This window comes from Roseibium limicola, from assembly GCF_017313085.1.
Classification (GTDB): domain Bacteria; phylum Pseudomonadota; class Alphaproteobacteria; order Rhizobiales; family Stappiaceae; genus Roseibium; species Roseibium limicola.
The window spans coordinates 663,465-688,428 of sequence record NZ_JAFLNF010000002.1 but is presented as its reverse complement, the minus strand read 5'-3'; the positions used below and the strand labels follow the sequence as shown (position 1 = coordinate 688,428).

Below are 24,964 nucleotides of genomic sequence, written 5' to 3'. Positions count from 1 at the left end.
TGCCGCCCGCCGAAAGGGTCAGCCGCCGTTGGGGCTGGTTTCAGCCTTGGCTTCATCCGGGCCGGAGGCTGGCTGCAGTCCATTGGCGATCTTTTCCAGGATCTTCGGCAGCTCGTCCGGCTCCGGATCAAGATCGCGGGCATGGCTCCATTGGAACCGGGCTTCCAGCTTGCGGTCGACTTTCCAATAGGCGTCACCCAGATGGTCGTTGATCACCGGATCTGCCGGAGTCACTGCGACGGCTCTCTCCAGTTCTTCCACGGCATCTTCATAGCGGCCGAGCTTGTAGTAGACCCAGCCGAGGCTGTCGATGATGTAACCGTCCTTCGGGCGCAGCTTGGCAGCCGTCTCGATCATGTTGAGCGCTTCATCAAGCTTCATCCCCTTGTCGACAAGGGAGTAACCGAGATAGTTCAGCACATGTGGCTGCTCGGGGAACAGCTCCAGTGCCTTGCGGAAGTCGGCTTCTGCGGCGTCCCATTTGTCCAGACGCTCGCGGCAGATGCCGCGGAAATAAAACAGGCTCCAGTCATTCTGCGAGATCGAGGACAATGTCCCGATGGCCTGATCATAGGCTTGCTCAGAGGCTTCGTAGAGCTTGTGGGCGCGCAGGATGTTGCCCAATGACATCATCGGGTCGATGTCATTGGGGTTTGCGGCAATCAGGGCGCTGAGATGGGCGCGGGCTTCGTCCACCTTGTCCATGTGGTTGAAATTCAGACCGATCTGAATTTCCGCCTGACGCTTCAGAGGTGAGCCGTCCGGCACGCGCTTGAGGGCTTCGATGGCACGGGCCGGCTGGCCTCGGCGCTCATACTGGCTGGCCAGGGCGACGGCAGAGAAGGCTGCTTCCGGATCGAGGTAGAGTGCCAGCTGCAGCAGTGCTGACGACAGGTCGCTGGCTGTATCGCGCCCGATCTCCGAGCCGAGCCCGTAAAGGATTTCGGCCATGCCCTGGGCGGCAGTGGCTATGCGCGGGCCCTTGTTGGTGCCGCTTTCGATGGCCTTGCGGGTTGCATCCAGAAGCGGATGACCGTGCAGAAGCTTGTTGTATTCATCGAGAACTTCCAGCGCTTTGGCCTTGTCGCCAGCGGCATCGACAATGCGCGCATAGGTGTCGACCACCCGGATGGCGCCCTTGTCGGCTGCGTGGGCTTCCTCGATGTGGGTGCGCGCGGTTTCAACGTCACCGGCGGCAAAGGCCAGCAACGCCTGATGGGTTGCAGTGAAAGCGGTGAACCAGTCGGGTCCTTCCAGCTCATCCAGAGTTGTCAGTCCGGCCTTGGTGTTGCCAGTGCCAAACTCCGCCCAGGCCTTGGAAATCCCCAGGGCCAGGACGCTCATGGCGTCGGTGCCTTCCGTCTGCAGCAGGGCATCGGCTTCCTCATAGCGCTGGCTCAGCAGGGCATCGGCACCCTGGGTCAGCCGCGCCAGCAGGAGGATATAGTCATTCGGTGAGGTGTCTTGCAGATCCTGTGCATAGTTCAGGGCTTCGCGGATGTCGCCATTCGCCAGCTTGAACAGAAAGGTGCGCAGAAGCAGGACCTGATTGTGCGGGTCGGCGGCCAGCGCTTCCTCGTAAAAGGCGGCGGCGCGCGAATAATCCTGGGCTTCGGTTGCCAGAAGGGCAGACAGATAACTGCCGGACAAGGTCAACGGAAGGTCGAGCGGCGTGCCTTCCTGGGCCAGAGTGGCCGTATCGGAGGCTGTGGTCTGGGCCAGTGCAGCGGGGCTCACGGCGGCGAGCAGAAAGCCGGCGGTGGCAAGAGTTTTCAGGGATGCAGTCTTGCGGAAAAAGGACCGGGTCGCTCGGCACAGGTCGTCCATATCACCTCACATTCTGATGCGGGGCCCGTCGCGTGCGATTCTGGCAGATCTGCCTACGCAGTACAGTGACAAGTCCTGGAATTGTCACGTTTCTCGACGGGATGTCGCACAAATTTTCAAAGTCCAGCGGCACTTTCGGCCACTTTTAGACAGCTCACGTCCAGTATTGCGGTGACAATGGCTTGTTTAAGGCCGCCCGGCAAGGAAAAGCGGGAAAATGCAAAAGCCGGACATAAATTGATTTAAGGCGTTGAAAGCTGGGACTCTCCGTGCCCCGATAAGCACCTGTACAAGAGCGTATACGACGAAAAAAGACTTGTTTCCTCAGGTTCGCCATAGCAGGAATGTGCAGTGCAAACTGATAGGCACGTCCGAATTGACGGGCGGCGACAAGCGGAGACGATAGATGACCAAGTGGGTCTACAGGTTCGGCAATGGCAGTGCTGACGGTGCTGCAACCATGAAGAACCTGTTGGGTGGCAAAGGCGCGAATCTGGCCGAGATGAGCAATCTCGGACTTCCGGTTCCCCCAGGCTTTACGATCACCACGGAAGTTTGCACCTATTATTATGACCATGGTCAGTCCTATCCGGACAGCCTGGCAGGGGATGTCGAGGCGGCGCTTGCTGCTGTTGGAGACGCAACCGGACGCCGGTTTGGCGACACCACCAATCCGCTGCTGCTCTCGGTGCGTTCGGGGGCCCGCGTCTCCATGCCCGGAATGATGGACACGGTGCTGAACCTTGGCCTCAACGACATCACGGTGAAGGCGATTGCCGAAAGCTCCGGCGATCCGCGATTTGCCTGGGACAGCTACCGGCGGTTCATTCAGATGTACTCGGATGTGGTGATGGGCATGGACCATCATGATTTCGAGGAAGTGCTGGAGGATCACAAGGCCTCCAAGGGGTATTCCCTCGACACGGAAATTACACCGGACGAGTGGATCGGCATTGTCGAGACGTTCAAGGCGCTGGTCGAGAAGGAGCTGGAAAAGCCTTTCCCGCAGGATCCGCATGAACAGCTGTGGGGCGCGATCGGCGCCGTCTTCGGCTCCTGGCAGACGACCCGGGCCAAGACCTACCGTCGCCTGCAAGACATTCCCTCAAGCTGGGGCACAGCCGTCAACGTTCAGGCAATGGTGTTCGGCAACATGGGGGAGACATCGGCGACCGGTGTTGCCTTTACCCGCAACCCCTCCACGGGCGACAAGCGTCTCTATGGCGAGTTTCTGGTGAATGCCCAGGGTGAGGATGTGGTTGCCGGCATTCGTACGCCACAGGACATTACAGAAGTTGCGCGGATCGAGGCGGGCTCTGAAAACCCGTCGCTTGAGCATTTGATGCCGGAAGCTTTCGCCGAGTTCCAGACGATCTGCGACAAGCTGGAAGCGCATTACCGCGACATGCAGGACCTGGAATTCACCATTGAAAAAGGCAAGCTCTGGATGTTGCAGACCCGTGCCGGCAAGCGCACGGCGAAGGCTGCCCTGAAGATTGCCGTCGACATGGTTGCCGAGGGACTGCTCGGCGAAGAAGAAGCCGTGATGCGGGTGGAGCCTGCGGCACTGGATCAGTTGTTGCATCCGACCATCGACCCGAGTGCGGAGCGCGATATCTTCGCGACCGGACTTCCTGCGTCGCCTGGCGCGGCTTCCGGCGCCATCGTGTTCTCGTCTGATGCTGCCGAAGCTGCAAAGGCTGCCGGTCAGAAGGTGGTTCTGGTGCGGGTGGAAACCAGCCCGGAAGACATTCACGGCATGCATGCGGCGGAAGGCATTCTGACCAGCCGTGGTGGCATGACTTCGCACGCCGCCGTCGTGGCACGTGGCATGGGAAAGCCTTGTGTTTCGGGCGCCGGTACGCTGCGGATTGACTACCGTCAGGGCATCGTGACCTGTGCCGGCAAGACATTTCGGGAAGGCGACATCATCACCATCGATGGTGCAAGTGGCCAGGTGCTGTCCGGCCAGGTGGCGATGCAGCAGCCGACGCTGTCCGGCGACTTCGGCATCTTGATGAGCTGGGCTGACAAAGTGCGGCGGATGAAGGTGCGTACCAACGCGGAAACCCCGCAAGACGCCAAGGTCGCGCTCAACTTCGGCGCCGAAGGCATCGGGCTTTGCCGCACGGAGCATATGTTCTTCGAAGGTGAACGGATTCTCGCCGTGCGCGAGATGATCCTCGCCGAGACGGAGAAGGGCCGTCGCTCCGCCCTGTCGAAGCTGTTGCCGATCCAGCGCAAGGACTTTACCGAGCTTTTCGTTATCATGCAGGGGCTGCCGGTCACTGTCCGACTGCTCGATCCGCCGTTGCATGAATTCCTGCCCAAGACCCCTGCAGAGCTGAATGACGTGGCCCTTGCCATGAACGTGCCGCTGGATGCCCTGCGCGAGCGGGCGCTGGCTCTGGAAGAGTTCAATCCGATGCTTGGTCATCGTGGCTGCCGTCTGCTGGTGTCCTATCCGGAAATCGCCGAAATGCAGGCGCGAGCCATCTTTGAGGCGGCGATTGCGGCTGGCAAGGAGACTGGTTCTCCGGTCGTGCCGGAAATCATGGTGCCGCTGGTCGGGCTCAAGGGTGAGCTTGATCTGGTGCGTGATGTCATCGTCAAGACGGCAGATGCCGTGATGGCGGAAACCGGCACCAAGGTCGATTATCAGGTCGGCACCATGGTGGAGTTGCCGCGTGCAGCGCTGCAGGCGGCTGAAATCGCCAAGTCGGCGGAGTTCTTCTCTTTCGGCACCAACGATCTGACCCAGACCACCTTCGGTATTTCCCGTGATGATGCGTCATCTTTCCTCGGCACGTATCAGAGCAAGGGCTTGATTGAACAGGATCCGTTTGTGTCGCTCGATCAGGAGGGCGTTGGCGAGCTGGTGAAGATCGGTTCTGAGCGCGGACGCAGCACACGGCCAGATATCAAGCTCGGCATCTGTGGGGAACACGGCGGTGATCCGGCGTCGATCCACTTCTGTGAGAGCGTCGGCCTCGACTATGTATCCTGCTCGCCCTTCCGGGTGCCGATTGCCCGGCTGGCAGCCGCTCAGGCGGCCTTGAAAAAGGCCTGATTGCTTCAGCCGTGATGGCAAGCGCGCGAAATATGAGGAGGGCGGTCATGGATGAGTTCTACGATCCGGCCGCCCTTCGCGTGTTATCGAAACGGGCACTTTCTCGCCTGATCACCCGGCTGGAGACGGCCGGTCAGGAAGCGACTGTTGCGGGATACCTGGACAGTCTTCTGGGCCTTGATGGGGGGCATGTACTTGGACTGACTGGTCCGCCGGGCGTTGGCAAGTCCACTCTGACGCGGGCCTTGATCCATCGGATCCGCGAGCGTGGGCAACGGGTGGCGGTTCTGGCAATTGATCCCTCTTCGCGCGTCACCGGCGGTGCCTTGCTGGGCGACCGGACACGCCTTCAGACAGATCCTGACGACGCCGACGTCTTTGTGCGTTCGATGGCCGCTGGCCGCCGGTTGGGAGGCTTGTCGGAGCATGCGCTCGCCGTTGTCACCCTGCTGCGCGCAGCCTTCGACGTGGTGATCCTCGAATCCGTCGGCACCGGCCAGTCGGAAGGCGAGGTGGCGACGGCCTGCGACACCCTGTGCCTGTGCATGCAGCCGGGGGCGGGGGACAGTTTGCAGTTCATGAAAGCCGGCATCATGGAATTGCCTCAGGTGATTGCCGTGACCAAGGCGGATTTGGGTCCGGCAGCACGTCGGACGGCGGCCGATATCAACGGCGCACTTTCGCTCTCCAAGCGCGCGTCAACGGAGCGCGATCCGGCAAAAACCTGGACTGTGCCTGTGGTCGAGATTTCCTCCACTGAGGGGACCGGACTGGACATGCTGTTGCAGTCTCTGGAGGGGCACAGACATCATCTGCAGGTGGTGGAGGGCGTCGGCCGGTTGCGGGCCGCTCAACAGGAACTGTGGCTGGAGGAGATGATCCGTCAGCGGTTCGGCAGCTTTGGCCTTGAAAAGATGGCTGTGCCTGCGGCGCCGGATCAACCCGTGGGTCTGTCGGGCAAGGACGTGTTCCAGCGTTTTCTTGCCTTCAGCCGGGAATTCGAGGCAGGGATCTCACCGTGTGAAAGCTAGCCCAGCAGCTTGTGTACCTTTGGGCTGATCTGCGCGTTTGAGGCCGTATGCTTCTGTGCGGCGATGTCCTCGGCATGCACGACGAGAAACTCCTTGAGGCGCGGCCGTGTCAAAGGCACGGCTATGAAATAGCCCTGAATTCTGTCGCAGCCGTTTTCCAGCAGGAAGTCCAGCTGCTCGATCGTTTCCACACCTTCGCCGACGATTTCCATACCAAGCGCCTTGCCCAGGGCGATGATGGTCTTGACGATGGCGCGTGCCTCGGCCCCATCGTCGAAGGCTGTGAGAAAGCAGCGGTCGATCTTCAATGTGTCAAAGGGGAATTTTCTCAGGTAGCTCAAACTGGAATAGCCGGAGCCGAAGTCATCGAGGGCGATTTTGACCCCCAGATCCTTCAAGCGTTTCATGGCGGTGAGAATCGCGTGTTCGTCGCTTGCAAAAACGCTCTCCGTCACCTCGATCTCAAGCCGCTGTGGCGGGATCGAGAAGGTTTCCAGAGTTTCCAGAACCTGTTCGACAAAGCGGGGGTGCTTGAACTGGGAGGGGGACACATTGACCGCGATGGTCAGGTGAGGCCACTGGTCTGCATCGCGACAGGCGCGGCGCAGGATCCACATGCCGAGATCGTTGATCAGTCCGGTTTCTTCGGCCAATGGGATGAAGCGAACCGGTGAGATGGCTCCCATTTCCGGATGGCGCCAGCGTGCCAGAGCTTCCAGGGAGGTCACCTGCCGACCGTCATGGCTGATCTGCGGCTGATAGGCCACATCGAGCAAATCATTGTCGATGGCGTGGCGCAGTTCTCGAGACAGCTTATCCTTCGCCAGCACCTGTTCTTGCATCGATGACGAGAAGAACGACCAGCGGCTGCGGCCTGACGCCTTGGCATCGTAAAGGGCGATGTCGGCCTTGCGCATCAGCTCGCCGGGGCTGTTTCCGTCCTGCGGAGCAAGGGCGGCCCCCATTGACAGACTGACATGGATCTCTGTGTGCTCGGCCGTCACCGGGCGTGTCAGGCAGTCCTGGAAGCGTGCGAGGACCATTTCCACGCGTTCGGGATCATCGCAGCCAGGCAGGAACATGGCGAACTCGTCGCCGCTGATACGGGCCAGAACGCCCTTCTCGGGCAGAACGGAGGAAAGTCGGTTTGCTACGGCGCAGATCACCGTGTCACCGGCGGCATGACCGAGCGTGTCGTTGATGTCCTTGAAGCGGTCCAGATCTATATAGACCACGGCCGTCTGCGTCGCTTCCGGGGTCTCTTCCAAGAGGGCGACGCGTAACAAGTCGAAAAATTCATCGCGGTTCGGCAGGCCGGACAGGGTGTCGTGGCGAGAGTTGTAGAGCGCCGTTGCCTGGTTGGTTTCGAGCTTCTGCGTGGTCTGCCGGGTGAAGTCGATCACACCGATGGTCAGGCCGATGATGGCAAGCGCCAGAATCAGCAGAACCGGGGCGAGACGCTCCAGCAGGGCTGTGCCCGGGCGTTCTCCCTTCCAGGTGATATGGGCGATCGAGCGTCCCGTCACGTTGCGGATTTCAATCGAGGCCTGTTCCGGTTCAGGTGACTGGCTGAACGTCAGCCGCAGATTCTCCACGCCGGTCAGCCGCGCCACTGTTCCGGCAAGATCCCTGTCGAACCTGCGGAAGGAGATCAGAACGGCAGGTGACGCCTTTGGGGCCGGGAATGCGGCTGTCTCGGGACGGATCGCGGCTGCCGAATACAGGAACAGCTCACCGTCCATTTCTGCGTAGCCGGTGTCGAAGATGAAACGCTGGTCGAAGTGCTGGGACGGCGACGAAACCGGACTGCGGTGGTTGTCCTCGTAAAACTCCAGGATGGTGCGGGCGCGGACACGGGCAACGGAGCCGAAAATCTGGTTCTTCACATGCGGAGTGTAAAAGGCGGTGTCCCCTTCAGCATTGAATTGCATCAAGGGCTGATAGGCGTGGTCGAGGATCAGGCTTTTTTGAAAACTGTCGCTGTCATAGAGCCGCTGTCCGATGTTGTACTGCAGCCACTGCTTTTGCTCGATGCCCTTGGCGGCGCGGATGTAGGTCCTGTCGGAAAGGGCCGATTCCTGCTGACGTCTCGCATGCTCCATCAACAGCACGTTCATGGTGCCAGTGACGAGCTGTTGCTTGCTTTGCTTGGCGGTTTCGTTGGACACACTTGCAGACCAGAGCAAAACAGCGAAGACACCGGCGACGGCCAAAACGACCACAACAATCATCGGGACGATGATCACATTCGCGATTCGCCTGCTTGATGGCTCGATTTCCGACTTCATTCCGCATTCCTCCACAGAGTGCAATCTCGCACCTGGGGAGTTAAGAAATTCAGGAGTTACTTGGTTAATTCCGTTTAAGTCCAGTCGGTTGGGCGATTTTTTGTAGGTTATCTGTAAGTGACGTTGGGTAAATTACTTATCAGTTGAATTTACAATAGCTGCAGGCCCTTGAAGCTGACCTGGCCCTGGCGCCCGACGATGATGTGGTCATGGACCTCGACGCCCAGAGGCTTCGCGATTTCCGCTATTTGCCGTGTCATCTGAATGTCAGCGCGTGATGGGGTCGGATCGCCCGAGGGGTGATTGTGCACCAGAATCATGGCGCTGGCGGAAAGCTCGAGCGCCCGGCGAATGACTTCGCGGGGGTAGACGGGTGTGTGATCGATGGTGCCTTTTTGCTGCACCTCGTCGGCGATCAGGCCGTTGCGCTTGTCGAGAAACAGGATGCGGAACTCTTCCACTGTCTCATGCGCCATGGCGATGTGGATGTAGTCCATCACCTTCGACCAGGAGGAGAGCGGTTCGCGCTCGTCGACCTCGCGTATGATCAGCCGCTGTGCGGCGACCTGTGTCACCTTCAGGGTGTCGACCACGCTGTCGCCAACGCCGGTGATTTCCTTCAGTCGAGCCCGTGGCGCTCCAATCACCGAGGCAAAGCTGCCGAACCTCTTCAGCAGCGCCTTGGCGATGGGTTTGGTGTCCTGACGTGGCAGGGCGGAAAACAGTAGCAGCTCGAGAAGTTCGTAATCCTGCAGGGACGAGCCCCCGCTTTGTCGGAAACGTTGTTTTAAACGTTGCCGATGACCGATGTGGTCGTTGGGGTCTCCGGTTGCCGGATCCTTCGCTGGATCCTTGGCAAGGGCCTTGTCATTGAAACCCGGCTGCTCGTTCTCCATGCGCCCTCCCGTTGGCCACGGGCCTTGGGGCTTTGCTCTTTTCCGTTTGGCCCGTTCAGTCGATCGTCAGCCCCGGGGTGTGCAGCCCCGCAGGCGACTGGGTGAAAATATCGCAGCCATCGGCGGTGATGCCGATGGAATGTTCGTACTGGGCAGACAGCGACCGGTCACGGGTCACGGCGGTCCAGCCGTCATTGAGCACTTTAACCTGCGGCCGGCCGGTGTTCACCATCGGCTCGATGGTGAAGATCATGCCCGGCTTCAGCTCCACCCCTTCACCGGGGCGGCCGTAATGCAGGATGTTGGGCGCGTCGTGGAACAACTTGCCGACGCCATGGCCGCAGAAATCCCGGACAACGGAATAGCGGTGGCTCTCGACATAGGTCTGGATGGCGTGGCCGATGTCGCCTGTGGTGTTGCCGGGCTTGGCCGCCTCGATGCCCAGCATCAGGGAATTGTAGGTGACCTCCATCAGCCGCTCGGATTTGCGGTTGACCGTGCCCACAGGATACATGCGCGAGCTGTCGCCGTGCCAACCATCGAGAATATATGTGACATCGATGTTGACGATGTCGCCATCCTTCAGCGGCTTGTCGTTGGGAATGCCGTGACAGACCACATGGTTGATCGAGGTGCAGGTGTTCTTGGTATAGCCACGGTAGTTCAGCGTGGCGGGCAGGGCGCCATGGGCCTCGCCAAACTCGAAGACGAAGTCGTCAATGGCCTGTGTGGTCAATCCTGGCTTGACCATCGCTGCCAGCTCATCCAGGCACCGCGCGGTCAGTTGCGATGCCTTGCGCATGCCCTCAAAATCCTCGGGACCATAAAGACGGACCTGTCCGGTGTTCTTCATGGGGGCTGTGGTGGCATCGATGTAGGTGACCATAGGGGCTTCTGCTCGGCTTTGAAGTTCTGGCTGTCTGATGCTCGGCAATGTCTTGAAAGATTGGCGCGAAACGGACAGCTTCGCGCGCATCCACCTTCGGAGAAACTGTAGCACAGGATTTCAGCCTGAAATATCCGCTTGAGGCTCAGAAATCTAGAGCGGAAGCCTGCGCGCAGTGAAAAGCTTTTCGAAAGCAACGATTGCGGCTTGCGTCAAACGCCCCCAGCGGCTACCGAGAAAAAAAGCGTACCAATGCGGGCATGGCGAAATTGGTAGACGCAAGGGACTTAAAATCCCTCGACCCTAGGTCGTGCCGGTTCAAGTCCGGCTGCCCGCACCATATTTCCTGCGCTACCGCCCTTTGCGCTACCGCCCTTTGGGCTACTTGAGCGGGTTTTTCTTGCGCTACCGCCCTTTTGGGCTGCTTAAGCGGGTTTTTTCCGGCGCTACCGCCCTTTGAGCTGTCTGAGAAGATTTCTCGTGGCGGCGCAGGCCGTGAAGGCGGATGCGGCCTTTCTTGGCGCTCTGTGTCGATCCCTGTGAACAGTCCGCGACTGAGCGGCGTTGCGGCGTTCGCCTGACCCTGAAAACATTGGCAAAGCCATGCTTCCAGTGTAGGGAAGGACAGCTTTGACGGCGGGTGCCAGTTGAAGTGACTGTGGGGCCATGACTTCCGCAAGGCCGGGGTGGCCTGACCTGGAAGGCGTGACAAGAAAAGCCGAGCTGGCGGGAAAAGACCGATTGATCTCTCTTCGACCTGTTCTCAACGTCTTGGGGTTTCTGTATGTCGGCCTGGCTACGGCCATGCTGATTCCCGCTATTGTCGATGTTGCCGCCAAAAACGCTGATTGGCAGACCTTTGTCTTCTCCTCGTTGCTGACCGGAATGGTCGGGCTGCTCTTGTCCATTGCCATGGGCGGTTCGCTGTCCGAGGGGCTTGATACCCGCCAGACCTTCATTTTGACCACCCTGTCCTGGGCGACGTTGCCAGCCTTCGGTGCCCTGCCGTTTCTCTGGCTCGGGGTTGGCTATGCGGATGCGGTTTTCGAGGCTGTGTCCGGGTTCACCACGACCGGCTCGACGGTTCTGTCCGGACTGGACAATCTGCCGCCCGGCCTGTTGGTGTGGCGGTCGATCATGCAGTGGATGGGCGGCGTCGGCATCATCGTTATGGCCATCGTGCTTTTGCCCTTCCTGCGCATTGGCGGAATGCAGCTGTTCCAGAGCGAGAATTCGGATCGCTCCGAGAAGATCGTTTCGCGCTCGGTCGAGCTGATCCGCCTGCTGGGGCTGGCTTATCTGTTCCTCACCGTGCTTTGCATCATCTGTTACATCGCCACGGGGCTGGATCTCTTCGATGCGTTCAATCACGCGCTGACGACGATTGCCACCGGCGGCTATTCCACCCATGATCAGTCCTTCGGCTATTTCACCAATCCCGCCTCGGGCTGGGTTGCCGTGGTGTTCATGATCATTGGCTCCTTGCCGTTCGTGTTGATCATCCAGGCGCTGCGGGGACAACCGCTGCTGCTGTGGCGCGACCCGCAAGTGCGCGCGCTGATCGGCTTTCTGGCCATCGTCTCGCTCGTGCTGACGGTCTATCTCGGGGTGGAAATGAACTTCCCCTTCGATGAAGCGCTGCTGAAGGCCACCTTCAATGTGGTGTCGATTGTGACTGGCACCGGCTACGCTCTGGGAGACTACACCCAGTGGGGCGCCCCGGTGATCGGCATTGCGTTGCTGCTGAAATTCGTCGGAGGGTGTACGGGCTCGACGACAGGCGGCATCAAGATCTTCCGTTTTCTGGTGTTCTTCGGCACGGTGCGGGCGCATCTGCGCCGCATGGTCCGGCCAAACCGGGTGATGTCGGAAGAATATGGCGGTACTCGTCTGACGCCGGAGCTGTCATTTTCCGTTCTGGCCTTCCTCGTGGTCTATCTGGGGTCGGTTGGGGTCATCACCCTGGCCTTGTCGTTCTTCGGACTGGACCTGGTGACGGCGGTATCGGCTGCGGCGACATCTGTCGGCAACGTCGGTCCGGGTCTTGGGCCGGTGATTGGGCCTGCTGGCAATTTCGCGCCACTCCCAGACGGGGCCAAGTGGCTGCTGTCGTTTGCGATGCTGCTTGGCCGGTTGGAACTGTTTACCGTTCTGGTGCTGCTTGACCCGGATTTCTGGTCGCGCTAAACCACCTTCAGTGTTTATGATTTGTTCTTTTTGATGCGGGTGGTTCTGCCGCGCGATCGATCACGGCTGGGGTTTGTGCGATGAAATTTTCTGTGCCGTTGGAAAGTGGCCGTCTGGTCAAGCGTTACAAGCGGTTTCTGGCGGATGTGGTGCTCGATGCCGACGGATCCGAGATCACGGCGCATTGCGCCAATCCGGGGTCGATGCTGGGTCTGAAGCAGCCGGGCGCCCGTGTCTGGTTGTCCAAGTCGGACAATCCGAAGCGCAAGCTGGCCTATTCCTGGGAAATCATGGAGGCCGATGGTGCGCTGGTGGGCATTAACACCGCACATCCGAACGGGTTGGTGGAAGAGGCGCTGGTGACTGGTCGCATTCCTCGGCTGGCAGGTTTTGCCAGCCTGCGACGCGAGGTCAAATACGGCAAGAACTCGCGTATCGACATTCTGCTGCAGGCAGAAGACGGCAGCCTGACCTATGTGGAGGTCAAGAACGTTCATCTGATGCGTCAGCCGGGACTGGCGGAATTTCCCGACAGTGTGACTGCACGCGGTGCCAAGCATCTGGCGGAACTGGGCGACATGGTGGCTGAGGGCCATCGGGCAGCGATGGTGTTCCTGGTGCAACGGCCCGATTGTGACCGCCTGTCGCTGGCTGGCGACATCGACCCCACCTATGCCGAGGCCTTCCGGCTTGCCAAGGCAGCGGGCGTCGAGGTCTATGCCATCGGCTGCAGCATCACACTCGACAGCATCGACGCTGACCGGCCGGTAGAGTTGCTGATCTAGACGCCCGTCTTTCCAAGGTGGTCACCACCTTCTCGAAATTCCCCCGCCCCTTGCGTCATGCAATGTCCCGGCCATGGCATCCATGCCGCTTCCTCACGTCTCGGTACAGCCTGAGTGCGTGGAAACGGAACGGCATGGATCCTCGGGTCAGGCCCGAGGATGACGGCGGAGAGGGGGGAGTGAGGGGGTACATGGATCCCCGGTTCCGCATCTTCGCTCGCGCTGCGTGCGGAATGACGCAGGCGAGGTGGGGTACGAGGGTGAGTTTGTCGTCTTAAACGCCCGCCATCGTCATCCCGGCCAAGTCAAAGCGCAGAGCCGGGACCGGTGAGCCCGAGAGGTGGGCTCATTGAGATTGCAAGACCCTCGTCACATGAGCGCCAAAGTCGCATTTCTCTGCCGTTCCGGCTCGAGGCCGGGACTGCGGCGTGCGTTCGATTTTACGGTCGTCCCAGACTAAAAAGGCAGGCTCGGAGGCCTGCCTTTCTGGATCAGGAGACGCCGGGCATGCTGGCCTGGCGGACGACAATGCGGGTGCCTTTGGGGACCCGGTTGTAGAGGTCAATGACGTCATGGTGTAGCAGGCGGACACAGCCTGAGGAGACGGCCTTGCCGATGGACCAGTCTTCCGAGGTGCCATGCAGCCGGTAGAGCGTGTCCTTGCCGTTCTGGAAGATGTAGAGCGCACGGGCACCGAGCGGGTTGTCCAGCGCTGGCGGCATGCCATTGCGGTATTTTTCCAGCTCCGGCTGGCGGTCGATCATTTCGGACGGCGGTGTCCAGGTCGGCCATTCACGCTTGTAGGCGATCCGCGCCTCGCCACTCCAGGTGAAGCCGTCACGACCAATGCCGACGCCGTAGCGCATGGCCTTGCCGTGTTCCATTGTCAGATAGAGGAACCGGTTGGGCGTATCGACGACGATGGTACCGGCGGGCTCGGATGTCGGATAATCGACAATTTGGCGGTAATAGACCGGATCGATCTTTTGCAGGTCGACGGCTGGGATCGGGAAGCGTTCCTGCGGCAGCGCAGAGTACATCTGCACATAGGCCGGATCGATGCGGCGGAGGGTGCCGGGTGTGGGCGCCATTGCCTGCGGCATGGGGCGTGAGTTGGAGGCGCAACCAGCCAGAAGGGCGGCGCTGGCCGAAACAATGAAACTACGACGGGAGAGGGACATTCACGAGCCTTGGTAAGGAAATACTGCTGAGCCGGACGCTGCGATCAGAATGCCAGCAATGTCTTGATAGACAAGAAACGGGTTCATAGACAAGAAACGGGTTCGAAGGACCAACGCTCCAAATACGTCACCGTTCCAAGTCAACTTATTGGAGTCCCGTAAAATCCGAAATTGCGCCTTAAACGTGGCAAGGGCCTCACAGGTGCGTGAGAACACGCACTTCGTGAAGCCCTTGCTGTGGCACTGTGGCCGCGAAGCCACCAATCGGGGAGATTAGCCGCGGGTTTCCTTGGAAAGCGGCGGCTGGAACTGCCATCCCATATCCCAGGGGAAGTAGATCCAGGTGTCTTGAGACACTTCAGTGATGAAGGTGTCGATCATCGGCACACCCATTGGCTTGGCATAGACCGTGGCGAAATGCGCCTTGGGCAGCATTTCCCGCACGACCTGAGCCGTCTTGCCGGTGTCGACAAGATCATCGATGACCAGAACGCCCTTGCCTTCGCCGCCTTCCAGATCAACCACTTTCGGATCGACCGGCTTGATCACCTGCAGTTGACCCTGGTTCTCATAGTCGTGGTAGGAGGCAATGCAGACGGTCTCGATGGTGCGGATGCCCAACTCACGTGCCACGATCGCGGCTGGAACCAGCCCGCCGCGGGTGATGCAGACGATGGCCTTCCATTCGCCCTGGCTGGACAAGCGCCAGGCCAGCGCCCGGGCATCGCGGTGGAACATGTCCCAGGAAACGGGAAACGCCTTGTTCTGTTCTGGATTTTCCATGTCTGTGCCTTTCAATCTTTTTCGGGCAGGGAGGCCCGGCGATGCATCACGTGCGCGCCTGAGCGTCCCGAATAGCGGTTACCACGGCATCCGCCGCGGTATTCAAGTCGTGTTCACTGCGCGAGCGAACGACAATCTGCGTTGTGAAGCGGCCATCGGTGGACCTTGGGTAGGAGCCAATCAGCGTCTGCGGGTTGGCGTCCTGAATGCGGCCGAGCTGTTCTGCCAGCCGGCTTTCCGGCAGGTCTGCATCCAGCGTGCGTGACAGCATCTTGGCGCCGGTCTTCAGAGTTGGCGCGATGGCATCGACCATGGCCTGCATGATGGAGGGCACGCCGGCCATGACGTGGACATTCTCAAGCCGGAAGCCGGGTGCCTTGGAAACGGCGTTCTCGATCAGATCGGCGCCTGCGGGAATGCGTGCCATGCGCAGGCGGGCCGGGGTCAGAAGCTCGGGGCTGCCGTAATGCTCTTCCAGGATTGCGCGGGCACGCGGGTCGACGTCGATGGAGACGCCAAAGGCGGCGGCGATGCTGTCGGCGGTGATGTCATCGTGGGTCGGACCAATGCCGCCGGAGGTGAAGACATAGGTGTATTGTGCCCGCAGTGCGTTGACGGCTTCGACGATGCGCTCGCGCACATCCGGCACGATCCGCACTTCTACAAGGTCAACGCCGAGAGCGGTGAGATACTCGGCCAGAAAGCCGATGTTCTTGTCTTTGGTTCGCCCGGAAAGAATTTCGTCGCCAATGACGACAAAGCCGGCGGTAACTGGTTCTTGCGACGCATCTGCCATCGGCCAAGCGCTCCCGTGTCGATCCTGGGCCACATTTGAATGGTGGTTGGCTTTAGCCCAAGCTGAGGCAAGGCTCAAGTTATGCGGGGAAAAAGACCGCAGAAATCCGGGAGAGGGTTCCGATTCGCCTGTCGATCACAGGGCAGGCGGCTGCCAGCGATAGATCCAGTCCTGACGCCGCAGCAGGTTTTTGGCACCGGCCACCCGCATGAAGGTGTCGCGTGCCAGAGCCAGCGGGCCGGACAGATGATAGATTTCGCCGTTGCTGCGGGCCAGCGCCTGCACCTTTGCCACGCGCTCCTGGCGGGCCGTCTCATACGACTGACGCAGGGTGTCGGGGGCATCCAGGTGGCGGGTGGCGAGATGGGCCAGAACGGCTCCGTCCTCGATGGCCATGGCAGCGCCCTGGGCCGCGAAGGGCAACATGCCGTGGGCGGCATCCCCCATCAGCAGCGTGCGGTCGACGCCCCAAGGCGCGCGGGCTTCAACGCCGCAAAGCGCCCACTTCAGCCATGTGTCCGGTTTTTCCAGCAGAGTGCGGGCTGCCGGCGACCAGCGCTTGAAAGTCTTGAGAAACGTCTGTCGGGACACCGGAGCGGACCAGGTCTCCTCGTTCCAGTCTTCCTTGATGAGGGCGACGAGATTGAAGGCCGTGCCGTTTTGCAGCGGATAATGCACCAGATGGGCCTCGGACCCGAGCCACAGCCCGGTGTCCTGCATTTCAGCCGCGGGGATCTGGTCAGCGGGCAGGGTGGCGCGGTAGGCTGTGCGTCCGGAAAACGCGACCTCTGCGGCGCCGGGGATTGTTTTACGCACCGCAGACCAGACGCCGTCGGCGCCAATCAGCAGGGGCGTGTCGAAGGCCACTGTGCCGGAGCTGGTTGTGAAGCTGGCGCGCTCCAGGCCTTCTGAACGCGGCTCACGGCTGGCAAAAGCGTGACCGTAGTGAATGTCGACCGAGGGGTGATTGAGGCAGGCGGCAAGAAGCGCGGATTGCAGGTCGGCCCGGTGGACGACCAGATAGGGCGCGCCATAAAGACCCGGAAGATACGGATTGAGCGGCAGGCGGGTGACGGTCCGACCGGAGCGCCCGCTGCGCACATGAATGTTGTTTGGGGCGGTCGCCGCGCTTTCAACCTGTTCCAGAGTGCCGATTTGCCGCAGGCAGTGACAGGCGTTGGGGGAAAGCTGCAGACCGGCCCCGATTTCTTCGAGCTGGGTGGCGCGTTCCATCACACGCACGGCATGACCGCGGTGTGCCAGCGCCAGGGCGCAGCTCAATCCGCCGATACCGGCCCCGACGATGACAATCGGCTCAGACATCCGGGGTCAACCTGTCGAAAGAGAAAAGCCGGGAGGCCCCGGGGCGTCCGGGACCGGGAATCAGGCGGCGGAGGTGATGTTGTCTGGCGTCCAGACGCAATCGGTCGGCGAGGTCTCGTTGGCCTTCAGCGTTGCATCGAACTTGTAGAGGGTCGAGCAATAGGGGCAGACGATTTCATATTCGTCGCCGAGGTCCAGGAAGACATGCGGGTGATCGAAGGGCGGGTTGGCGCCAATGCACATGAATTCGCGGGCGCCGATGGCCACGGAATCATGACCGCTGTTGTTTTGGAAATGCGGGACGATTTGATCCGCCATCTGTTCAATCCATTCAAGAGGTGCCATCGATTTGCGCCGGACCATACCTATTCGACGCACCGTTGTGTAGGGGAAAAGCGTGCGGCCGGTCGTCTCGGGCCGCTCTGTGGACGGGACAAAGGGCGCGGGATAGTTTGCCGTGGCGGGTTTCCCAGCTGCGGCGATCCGCGTAGACTGGGCTTTCCTGTTTTATTCACCTCACATCTTGAAGCTGACAATGCCGACATTTGAAAAGAATGGGGTCGAAATCGCCTACACCGATCAGGGTGAAGGCGATCCGATCCTGCTGATCCACGGGTTCGCCTCCAACAAGTTCGTCAATTGGGACTATCCGGGTTGGGTCCGCACGCTGACCAAAGCCGGGTTTCGGGTGATCACCCTCGACAATCGTGGCCATGGCGACAGCACCAAGTTCTACAATCCGGACGACTATGGCGCACCGGTGATGGCGGAGGATGCCTTCAACCTGATCGAGCATCTCGGTCTGGCGAGCGTCGATGTCATGGGGTACTCGATGGGCGCGCGTATCTCCGCCTTCCTGACGCTCAATCATCCCGAGAAGGTCCGTCGTGTGGTCTTCGGCGGTCTGGGCTACGGCATGGTCGGCGGTGTTGGCGATCCGGAGCCGATCGCCGCAGCGCTGGAGGCTGACAGCATCAAGGATGTGGAAGACCGGACGGGCCGCGCCTTTCGTGCCTTTGCCGATCAGACGAAATCCGACCGTCTGGCGCTGGCTGCCTGCATGCGCTCGTCGCGGCAGAAGATTTCCGAGGAAGACGTCAGCCGCATCGAGCGACCGGTGCTGGTTGCCGTTGGCACCAAGGATGACATTGCAGGTTCGGCCCAGGCATTGGCGGATCTGATCCCCAATGCTCAGGTGCTGGATATTCCGGACCGGGACCACATGGTTGCGGTTGGCGACAAGGTCTACAAGGCGGGTGTGCTGGAATTCCTGGAGAAAACCGCCGGCTAAAACCTCGTCGTATCTGCTTAAAACCGCTCCGAGCTTTCGGGGCGGTTTTTGTGTGCGCGATCAGTGTCTTGGAGGTGGCTGCCTCAGAGAGTGATTCACAGCGGAGCGGGAGCCTTCAGGGTGTCGATCAGGTGAAATCCCTGAATCAAGTCAGCAGGTTGTCCATGGTCCTTGAGGGACTGATTCCGGTTGGCGTCTTCTCAGTCGCCGTTGAAATCCGGTTTGCGTTTCTGCAGAAAAGCGGTTCGGCCTTCGGCGAAGTCGCGGCTTTCATAACAGGCCCGCGCCGCCGAATGCGCTGTTGCCAGCAGCTCTGGAGACGTGCCTGCCAGACTGGCTGCGACTGCAAGTTTGCCAGCCGCCTGAGACAGCGGCGCATTGGCGATGATCTGGTTGGTCAGTGCTGCAAGGGCGTCGACCAGATCCGCCTCCGGGTGCACGTCCTGCACCAGCCCGATCTGCAGCGCACGGGCAGCGTCGATCCGCTCACCGGTGAAGATCAGCCGCTTGGTCCATGCTGGCCCGATGGCAGCAACCACATCAGCGATTGCTTCGACCGGATAGGCCAGTCCCAGTTTGGCCGGGGGCAGGCAGAAGCGGGCGGTACTAGCGGCAATGCGGATGTCACAGGCCAGTGCCAGACCAAGACCGCCACCGAGGCAGTTGCCACGGATCAGTGCGACGGTCGGCTTGGAAAGGCTGCGCAGGGCAGCGAAGGCGGCGAGGTTCGCAGCGTCATAGGCCTTGGCGCTGTCGGCAGAGGAGCGTGTTGCCTCGAACTCGGAAATATCCGCTCCGGCGGAAAAATCACCTGCTCCATCCGGGTCGGCAGCGCCACAGACAACGACCGCACGGATCGAGCTGTCCTGGTCCAACTGCTGTGCAGCCTGCGCCAGTTGCGTCCACATCGTCAGGTTTAGGGCATTGCGCCGGGACGGATTGTCGATTACCAGCCAGCCCAAGGTGCCTTCCTTGTGGGGCTGAACCGTTGCGCGAGCGCTTTGGGGCGATGAGGGGGCGATCACGGTGAGTTGGCTTTCTTTCAGGACTTTCTTAAGCTCAAGAAAGCAGGCTCACACAGTGTTTACAAGTTTGCCTTGGGAAACGCGGCAGGAGTGCCTATCTTAAGGTCCGTTTTGACGCTTCCCCGTGGAAGCGAAAGCAGGAGTGACAGCATGTCCAATCCGAGCCCGCGGCAGAACGCGGATAATCTGGCATTGCATGATCCGGTCTGGCGTCAGCTGCGCGATGAGGCCGAGGCCATGGTCATCAGCGAGCCGGCGCTGTCCTCTTTCGTCTATGAGACGGTTCTCAATCACAAGACGCTGGAAGAGGCGCTGGTCCATCGACTGGGCGACAGGCTGGGCCGGGACGTGGTTTCTGCCTCGTTGATCCGCCAGACCTATCTGGAAGCCTTGGCGAGTGAGCCTGAGCTTGGAGAGATCTTCCGGGTTGATGTGGTGGCCGTCTATGACCGCGATCCGGCGTGTGAGCGTCTGCTGGAGCCGGTGCTCTACTTCAAGGGCTTCCACGCTCTGCAGACCCACCGTCTGGCCAACTGGTTGTGGCGTCAGGGGCGGCAGGACTTCGCGCTGTATCTACAGTCGCGGGCTTCTGAGGTGTTTCAGATCGACATTCACCCGGCTGTGCCGGTCGGACGTGGCATCTTCATCGATCATGGCACGGCGCTCGTCGTGGGCATGACGGCCGTGATCGGCGACGATGTCTCAATCCTGCAGGGCGTCACCCTGGGGGGCACGGGCAAGGAACAGGGCGACCGTCATCCGAAGATCCGCAACGGCGTGCTGATCGGGGCGGGTGCCAAGGTGCTCGGCAACCTGGAAATCGGACATTGCTCACGCATTGCTGCCGGTTCGGTTGTGCTTAAAGACGTTCCGCCGAACTCGACCGTTGCCGGGGTTCCGGCGCGGATCGTCGGTCAGGCCGGGTGCTCTGAACCCGCCCGCAGCATGAACCAGCTTCTTGCTGGTCTCAATCCGTCCACGCCGTCGAAACCTGAAAAGGAAGACGGGGAAAGCTGATGAGACCTGTTGTGACGACCGCTTGATGGTGTAAGGGTCGCCGCAACGAATACACACAGACAATCGAAATTTGCAGGAGCGTTCCCTTGAAACCTGAAGAAATCCGCAAGCTTGAAGCCTTCCTGCGGTCCAAATTCTCGCTCGACACCATCAAGGTGAAGGCGCGTCCGATCAAGGACGACAGCGCTGAGGTTTACATCGGCGATGAGTTCATCGGCGTGTTGTTCCGCGATGACGAGGATGATGATCTGAGCTGGAACTTCCAGATGGCCATTCTGGAGTTTGATGTCGAAGAGTTTTAAGCTCAGCCGCATCAATGCCATTTTGAAAACCCCGGTGCCGGTTCTGGCTCCGGGGTTTTTGTTTGCGTCGCTTTCTGTCGTGACAGCAGGGTTCAGCTGGCGAGAGAGCCAATCAGCGTCAGGATCCGCCGTTCCAGGCTTCCCCAGTTGCTCAGCAGGGATGGGTCGAAGCGGTAATTGATCAGCAGCGGTCCCCAGGTCAGCTCTCTGCGGCAGACATCGGCTGCATTCTTGCGGATCTTGCAGCGTGCAATGAAGCTGGTGATGCGCCCATTTTCGTAAAACACATAGTCGCCTTCTGCCGCACCATCGGCAGACAGCCGCAGCCGGGTCAGGCCTCCTGGCCCTGCCTTGGGTTGGCCCCTCGCCAGCTTCTTGAAAATGCTTTCCAGCTGATCGCTCATGGTCTCTGAGGGGGCGCCGATGCGCACGTCGATGTCGAGCAGCTTTTTCTGGTCACGCCGGCCTGAGTTGCCGGCCGTGCGTGCTCGCGCGCCAAGCATCGATGGCCATACGGCGGACATGCGCAGGTTGGAGAGATACAGATCGCCTGTGAGCTGTGACAGGCGGTGTGCCGGGCCCTTCAGAAGATCGGCCGGAACCTTCAACTCATATCCGTCGAGGGACACACTCAGGATCTTCGGGGCTTCCGACCAGTACATGTTGCCGCGCCAGTATCCGCTCCAGTGTGCAGCCAGCAGAAACAGGTGCACAAAGGCTGTCAAAGCCAGAAGTGCGATAATCACTGTGAAGTAGATGGGGCGAAAGCCACTGGCCTGAGGAAGCTCGTAGGGGATCAAGGACGCATGTCCTTTTGATACAGAGCTGTGCCTTGCTGGCGCTCGCGACGCTGCTCATACGTCCCTGTCTGGCACAGATGTGCCGGAACGGGATGGGGCATGTGAGCCGAAATCAGCATGAGTCTCAGGGTTTCTGCCATGTTTTGCCGAATCAAAAGTCGGCACGGTGCTTGCAATCTATCCTAACAGTTTCTTAACTCAGCTTCGGCTGGAAAGAGTTAGTAAGAGGGTTGGCTGTGTTATTCGAGCTGGTGATTGCATTGTATATTGGGTCTGCAGGGTTTGTGGCTGCCGGCTTGCTGGGCAGCTTGTATCAGCTTCTGACCAACACGCCCCCCCACTTCAACATTGATGTCGGAACAATTCTGGGGGCAATTGCCGGTGTCGGTCTGTGCATTTTTGCAGGCCCGTTCATCATCATGCGCAATGCCATCCGCGGCCGCCGACTGGAAGGTCGCCCGTTGGGCTGGCTGGTCGCGTCTTCCACGATTGCGGGGATGTGGAGCTTGTGCTCGGGCATCGTCGTGATGCACTTTGCCCTCGGCCTGGCCCAAACCTTCTGATCTTCCATTGAGCGATCGGTAGACCGGTCAGGCGCCAATCTACTGGGAGGACATGATGACGCTTTATCGGCTGGAAGACCGGGTTCCGGAATTTGCGGATGAAACGGAAAGCTGGATTGCACCGGATGCCACGGTCATTGGCAGTGTGCGTCTGGAGCGCGAGGCCAGTATCTGGTTCGGCGCGATTCTGCGCGGCGACAACGAGCTGATCCTGATCGGCGAGCGATCCAACATTCAAGACGGTTGCGTCTGTCACACGGATATCGGATTTCCACTGACCATCGGAGCCGGCTGCACCATCGGCCACAAGGCGATCCTGCATGGCTGCACCATTGGCGCCAATTCGCTTGTCGGAATGGGCGCGACCGTTCTGAACGGGGCGGTGATCGGTGAGAACTGCCTGATCGGTGCGAATGCGCTTATCCCGGAAGGCAAGGTCATTCCCGACAACTCACTCGTCGTCGGCATGCCGGGCAAGGTGGCACGCACTCTGGATGCGGCGGCGATTGAAGGCTTGCGAAAATCTGCGGATGGCTATGTGCGTAATTGGCGCCGGTTCAAGGCGGGTCTTGCGCCTGTTGCTGACTGACCGCGTAAACCAATAGCCCCCAAGTGTCAGGGGCTAGCACCTCACCACATCGACCTGAAGATCGGATGCGGCATCCCGTCTTGAAGAAAAGGGCGGGAGTCGGCTTGCGGGGGCGAGCCGACTCCCTGGATCCGGTCGTGGTAGGGATGGGGAGGGTGGGGACGCGACCGGATCTTCCCGTATGCCTGCGAACAGGCAAAACCATCCAAACTAAAGTCTAGTTTCCGAGGCTGCCCACCGTGGTGACGCGCTTGTCGGAAATACCGGTCCACCGGGCTGGCTGGGTGGTGGACTGGCGTTTGATGTAGCGGTAGGGCGTGGAATACCACGGCAAAACCGCCTCGATCTGGTTGTCCAGGATCATGTCGCCCTGGTCCGTCCGGACCGTAAGCACCGCATGTCCTGCGTTCTGCATGTCCTTGGCAACGGTGATGAGCAATGCGCTCTTCGGCCATCCGGCTGCGATCAAGACGCGCCTCTTCTCAAGAACATATTCCTCACAGTCTCCGGCACCGTTGGTCGGATAGGTCCAATACTCTTCCTGTCCGAAGAGCTGGCTGTCCGTCACCGGGCGGATGCCGCGGTTTACCCGCTGGTTCAGCGCAATCAGCTCATTCCAGCGCGCTTCGGTGAGTTTCACCACGACCGGAGCTTCCTTGCCCTGACAGTCGCGGGGGTTGTCCCGACAGAATTGTATGTGCCCGACTGGCGCCTTGACGGCTGATCCCATGGCCATGAACCGGCTCGGTGCTGCCCCAGCAGCTGAGGTCATCATCAAAGTTGCTGCAAGCAACGCGGAGTTCAACAGAGTATTTCTAATATTCATTGCTAACCCATCCCCTTTAGGTTGAGCAAACAATGACATTCTGCTTTTTATTAGCTGATAATCACGCAGATAAAATCATAATAATACTTGATTCAAACTTGAAATACATTTGAATCAACTTCACATAAAATGCGGATCAAAATTAATTAAAGTTGTCTCGGATAGGGCTTATCTAGCTGTTTTTTCTGCGTTTAATTGGGTTTCGTTGTGATCGTGGAAAGTTGATCGGAAGAATGGATCTCAAGAGATGCACAAGCAAAAAGCGGCTCCTGGACGCTGAAAATTTTTTGAAAAAAGTTCTGGCCGACGAATACTTGCAGGCCGATACGGCCGTGGTTTCCGGCTGTAGGTGCGCGGGGCCTGTCAGAATTGGCAAATGCTGAGAAACCGCGGGTAGGAACAGTTGGCAGGCGTGTCGGCTTGCAGGTGACCTGGTTGGGGCGATATATCGCTCAGGCAAAATAACCAGCAGGAGATGTTGAAGCATGAGAGGACTTAGACTGTCCGCCCCCGTCGGCCTCGAGACACTGCGACTTTGCGAGATGGCCGATCCCGGTCAGCCCGGGGCTGGCGAACTTCGTATCCGGATCTTCGCCAGCTCGCTGAACTTTCATGATCTCGGCGTGGTAAGCGGTCGGATCCCCAATGAGGACGGCCGGATACCACTGTCTGACGGCGCCGGTGTCGTGGAAGCCGTCGGGGCAGGGGTCAGCGACTTTGCCGTCGGTGATCATGTCGTGTCATGTTTTTTTCCGGATTGGCAGACCGGTGGCCCCGTCACGGATAACTTCAGCCGCACCCCGGGGGATGGCATCGACGGCTATGCGCGCGAGACGGTTGTCGTGCCCACCACCTGGGTGACTCCGGCACCGCAGGGCTATTCTCACGCCGAAGCTGCGTCCCTGACAACGGCGGGGCTGACGGCCTGGCGTGCACTGGTTGTCGATGGCGGACTGAAAGCTGGCGACACGGTGCTGGCGCTGGGGACCGGTGGCGTTTCGATCTTCGCTCTGCAGCTGGCCAAGGCGATGGGCGCCGAGGTGATCATCACGTCATCGTCGGATGAAAAGCTGGAGCGGGCCAAGGCGCTCGGCGCGGATCACGTCATCAACTACGCCAAGTCGCCGGAGTGGGGTGCAATGGTTCTGGAGCTGACCGGCGGACGGGGTGTAGATCATGTCATTGAGGTGGGAGGTCCCGCCACTCTGGCTCAGTCGATCACCGCCTGCCGGATTGGTGGGCACATTGCGCTGATCGGCGTGCTGACTGGAATTTCCGGCGAGGTTCCGACAGTCAATCTGATGCGCAAGCAGCAAAGGCTTCAGGGTCTGATCGTCGGATCACGGCAGGAGCAGCTGGATTTTGTCCGGGCGCTGGACCGGCTGGACATGCGACCGGTGATCGACAAGACCTATCGGCTCGAAGACACCGCAGAAGCCTTCAAATATGAGGCCGCCGGATCGCATTTCGGCAAGATCTGTATCGAAATCTGACAAAA

General features: G+C 59.9%; 22 protein-coding genes and 1 tRNA gene. 11 read left to right on the top strand and 12 right to left on the bottom strand.

The annotated features are described in order from the left end of the window. Positions 1-18: 18 nt before the first annotated feature. Positions 19-1,827 carry a tetratricopeptide repeat protein gene (locus J0X15_RS06690; RefSeq protein ID WP_206939088.1) on the bottom strand — a complete coding sequence of 603 codons (1,809 nt, stop codon included), beginning with the start codon at positions 1,825-1,827 and terminating at the stop codon, positions 19-21. Between the two features lie 406 nt (positions 1,828-2,233). On the opposite strand from J0X15_RS06690, the gene ppdK reads away from it, so the two are divergent. Together ppdK and J0X15_RS06680 are read left to right on the top strand one after the other, a co-directional pair. After that, positions 2,234-4,897, top strand: a complete 2,664-nt coding sequence (ppdK, locus tag J0X15_RS06685) for a pyruvate, phosphate dikinase (protein WP_206939087.1) — start codon at positions 2,234-2,236, stop codon at positions 4,895-4,897. Positions 4,898-4,944: 47 nt separating this feature from the next. Next, on the top strand, positions 4,945-5,928 hold the full coding sequence (locus tag J0X15_RS06680; protein ID WP_209015117.1) for an ArgK/MeaB family GTPase: 984 nt from the start codon (positions 4,945-4,947) through the stop codon (positions 5,926-5,928). On the opposite strand, the gene J0X15_RS06675 is transcribed toward J0X15_RS06680, so the two are convergent. The 3 genes from J0X15_RS06675 to map form a co-directional block, all read right to left on the bottom strand. Then, positions 5,925-8,216, bottom strand: coding sequence for a putative bifunctional diguanylate cyclase/phosphodiesterase (locus J0X15_RS06675; protein ID WP_206939085.1), 2,292 nt, complete (start codon positions 8,214-8,216; stop codon positions 5,925-5,927). The two genes, J0X15_RS06680 and J0X15_RS06675, sit on opposite strands and share 4 nt — an antisense overlap. Before the next feature lie 149 nt (positions 8,217-8,365). Next, positions 8,366-9,112: a RadC family protein gene (gene radC, locus J0X15_RS06670; RefSeq protein WP_206939084.1), complete on the bottom strand. Its 747-nt coding sequence runs from the start codon at positions 9,110-9,112 to the stop codon at positions 8,366-8,368. A 55-nt stretch (positions 9,113-9,167) separates the two neighbouring features. Further along, positions 9,168-9,998, bottom strand: coding sequence for a type I methionyl aminopeptidase (gene map / locus J0X15_RS06665; protein ID WP_206939083.1), 831 nt, complete (start codon positions 9,996-9,998; stop codon positions 9,168-9,170). Between the two features lie 254 nt (positions 9,999-10,252). Here map and J0X15_RS06660 point away from each other — a divergent pair. From J0X15_RS06660 to sfsA, 3 genes are all read left to right on the top strand, one after another. Then, a tRNA-Leu gene (locus J0X15_RS06660) sits at positions 10,253-10,338 on the top strand. Between the two features lie 464 nt (positions 10,339-10,802). Then, positions 10,803-12,185 (top strand): TrkH family potassium uptake protein, encoded by a 1,383-nt coding sequence (locus J0X15_RS06655; protein ID WP_206939318.1) that lies wholly within the window; start codon positions 10,803-10,805, stop codon positions 12,183-12,185. A gap of 80 nt (positions 12,186-12,265) precedes the next feature. Continuing rightward, positions 12,266-12,970, top strand: a complete 705-nt coding sequence (gene sfsA / locus J0X15_RS06650; RefSeq protein WP_206939082.1) for a DNA/RNA nuclease SfsA — start codon at positions 12,266-12,268, stop codon at positions 12,968-12,970. Positions 12,971-13,461: 491 nt separating this feature from the next. On the opposite strand, the gene J0X15_RS06645 is transcribed toward sfsA, so the two are convergent. From J0X15_RS06645 to J0X15_RS06625, 5 genes are all read right to left on the bottom strand, one after another. Further along, positions 13,462-14,151 carry a L,D-transpeptidase gene (locus J0X15_RS06645; protein WP_206939081.1) on the bottom strand — a complete coding sequence of 230 codons (690 nt, stop codon included), beginning with the start codon at positions 14,149-14,151 and terminating at the stop codon, positions 13,462-13,464. Between the two features lie 273 nt (positions 14,152-14,424). Beyond that, complete coding sequence (gene gpt / locus J0X15_RS06640) at positions 14,425-14,934, bottom strand: xanthine phosphoribosyltransferase (protein WP_206939080.1); 510 nt, start codon at positions 14,932-14,934, stop codon at positions 14,425-14,427. Positions 14,935-14,980: 46 nt separating this feature from the next. Then, positions 14,981-15,730 (bottom strand): competence/damage-inducible protein A, encoded by a 750-nt coding sequence (locus tag J0X15_RS06635; RefSeq protein ID WP_206939079.1) that lies wholly within the window; start codon positions 15,728-15,730, stop codon positions 14,981-14,983. A gap of 135 nt (positions 15,731-15,865) precedes the next feature. Further along, entirely contained in the window at positions 15,866-17,053 is a 1,188-nt protein-coding gene (locus J0X15_RS06630) for an FAD-dependent monooxygenase (RefSeq protein ID WP_206939078.1), read from the bottom strand. A 60-nt stretch (positions 17,054-17,113) separates the two neighbouring features. Then, on the bottom strand, positions 17,114-17,371 hold the full coding sequence (locus J0X15_RS06625) for a zinc-finger domain-containing protein (protein ID WP_206939077.1): 258 nt from the start codon (positions 17,369-17,371) through the stop codon (positions 17,114-17,116). A gap of 217 nt (positions 17,372-17,588) precedes the next feature. On the opposite strand from J0X15_RS06625, the gene J0X15_RS06620 reads away from it, so the two are divergent. Continuing rightward, positions 17,589-18,344 carry an alpha/beta fold hydrolase gene (locus J0X15_RS06620; RefSeq protein ID WP_206939317.1) on the top strand — a complete coding sequence of 252 codons (756 nt, stop codon included), beginning with the start codon at positions 17,589-17,591 and terminating at the stop codon, positions 18,342-18,344. Positions 18,345-18,544: 200 nt separating this feature from the next. Here J0X15_RS06620 and J0X15_RS06615 read toward each other — a convergent pair whose 3' ends face one another. Then, the gene (locus J0X15_RS06615) at positions 18,545-19,306 is read right to left on the bottom strand and encodes an enoyl-CoA hydratase-related protein (protein WP_209015115.1); all 762 of its coding nucleotides are present in this window, start codon (positions 19,304-19,306) and stop codon (positions 18,545-18,547) included. A gap of 213 nt (positions 19,307-19,519) precedes the next feature. Between J0X15_RS06615 and cysE the strand changes: the two genes are divergently transcribed. Both cysE and J0X15_RS06605 read left to right on the top strand, forming a co-directional pair. Next, positions 19,520-20,386 carry a serine O-acetyltransferase gene (cysE, locus tag J0X15_RS06610; RefSeq protein ID WP_206939075.1) on the top strand — a complete coding sequence of 289 codons (867 nt, stop codon included), beginning with the start codon at positions 19,520-19,522 and terminating at the stop codon, positions 20,384-20,386. Between the two features lie 86 nt (positions 20,387-20,472). Next, on the top strand, positions 20,473-20,688 hold the full coding sequence (locus J0X15_RS06605) for a DUF3126 family protein (protein WP_206939074.1): 216 nt from the start codon (positions 20,473-20,475) through the stop codon (positions 20,686-20,688). A gap of 92 nt (positions 20,689-20,780) precedes the next feature. Here J0X15_RS06605 and J0X15_RS06600 read toward each other — a convergent pair whose 3' ends face one another. After that, complete coding sequence (locus tag J0X15_RS06600; protein ID WP_206939072.1) at positions 20,781-21,488, bottom strand: hypothetical protein; 708 nt, start codon at positions 21,486-21,488, stop codon at positions 20,781-20,783. A 236-nt stretch (positions 21,489-21,724) separates the two neighbouring features. On the opposite strand from J0X15_RS06600, the gene J0X15_RS06595 reads away from it, so the two are divergent. Both J0X15_RS06595 and J0X15_RS06590 read left to right on the top strand, forming a co-directional pair. Continuing rightward, positions 21,725-22,051 (top strand): DUF6949 family protein, encoded by a 327-nt coding sequence (locus J0X15_RS06595; protein ID WP_206939070.1) that lies wholly within the window; start codon positions 21,725-21,727, stop codon positions 22,049-22,051. 55 nt (positions 22,052-22,106) lie between these two features. After that, positions 22,107-22,640 (top strand): gamma carbonic anhydrase family protein, encoded by a 534-nt coding sequence (locus J0X15_RS06590; RefSeq protein WP_206939068.1) that lies wholly within the window; start codon positions 22,107-22,109, stop codon positions 22,638-22,640. A gap of 217 nt (positions 22,641-22,857) precedes the next feature. On the opposite strand, the gene J0X15_RS06585 is transcribed toward J0X15_RS06590, so the two are convergent. Further along, positions 22,858-23,466 carry a transglutaminase-like cysteine peptidase gene (locus tag J0X15_RS06585; RefSeq protein WP_209015114.1) on the bottom strand — a complete coding sequence of 203 codons (609 nt, stop codon included), beginning with the start codon at positions 23,464-23,466 and terminating at the stop codon, positions 22,858-22,860. 485 nt (positions 23,467-23,951) lie between these two features. On the opposite strand from J0X15_RS06585, the gene J0X15_RS06580 reads away from it, so the two are divergent. Then, on the top strand, positions 23,952-24,959 hold the full coding sequence (locus J0X15_RS06580) for a zinc-dependent alcohol dehydrogenase family protein (protein WP_206939067.1): 1,008 nt from the start codon (positions 23,952-23,954) through the stop codon (positions 24,957-24,959). Positions 24,960-24,964 lie beyond the last annotated feature (5 nt).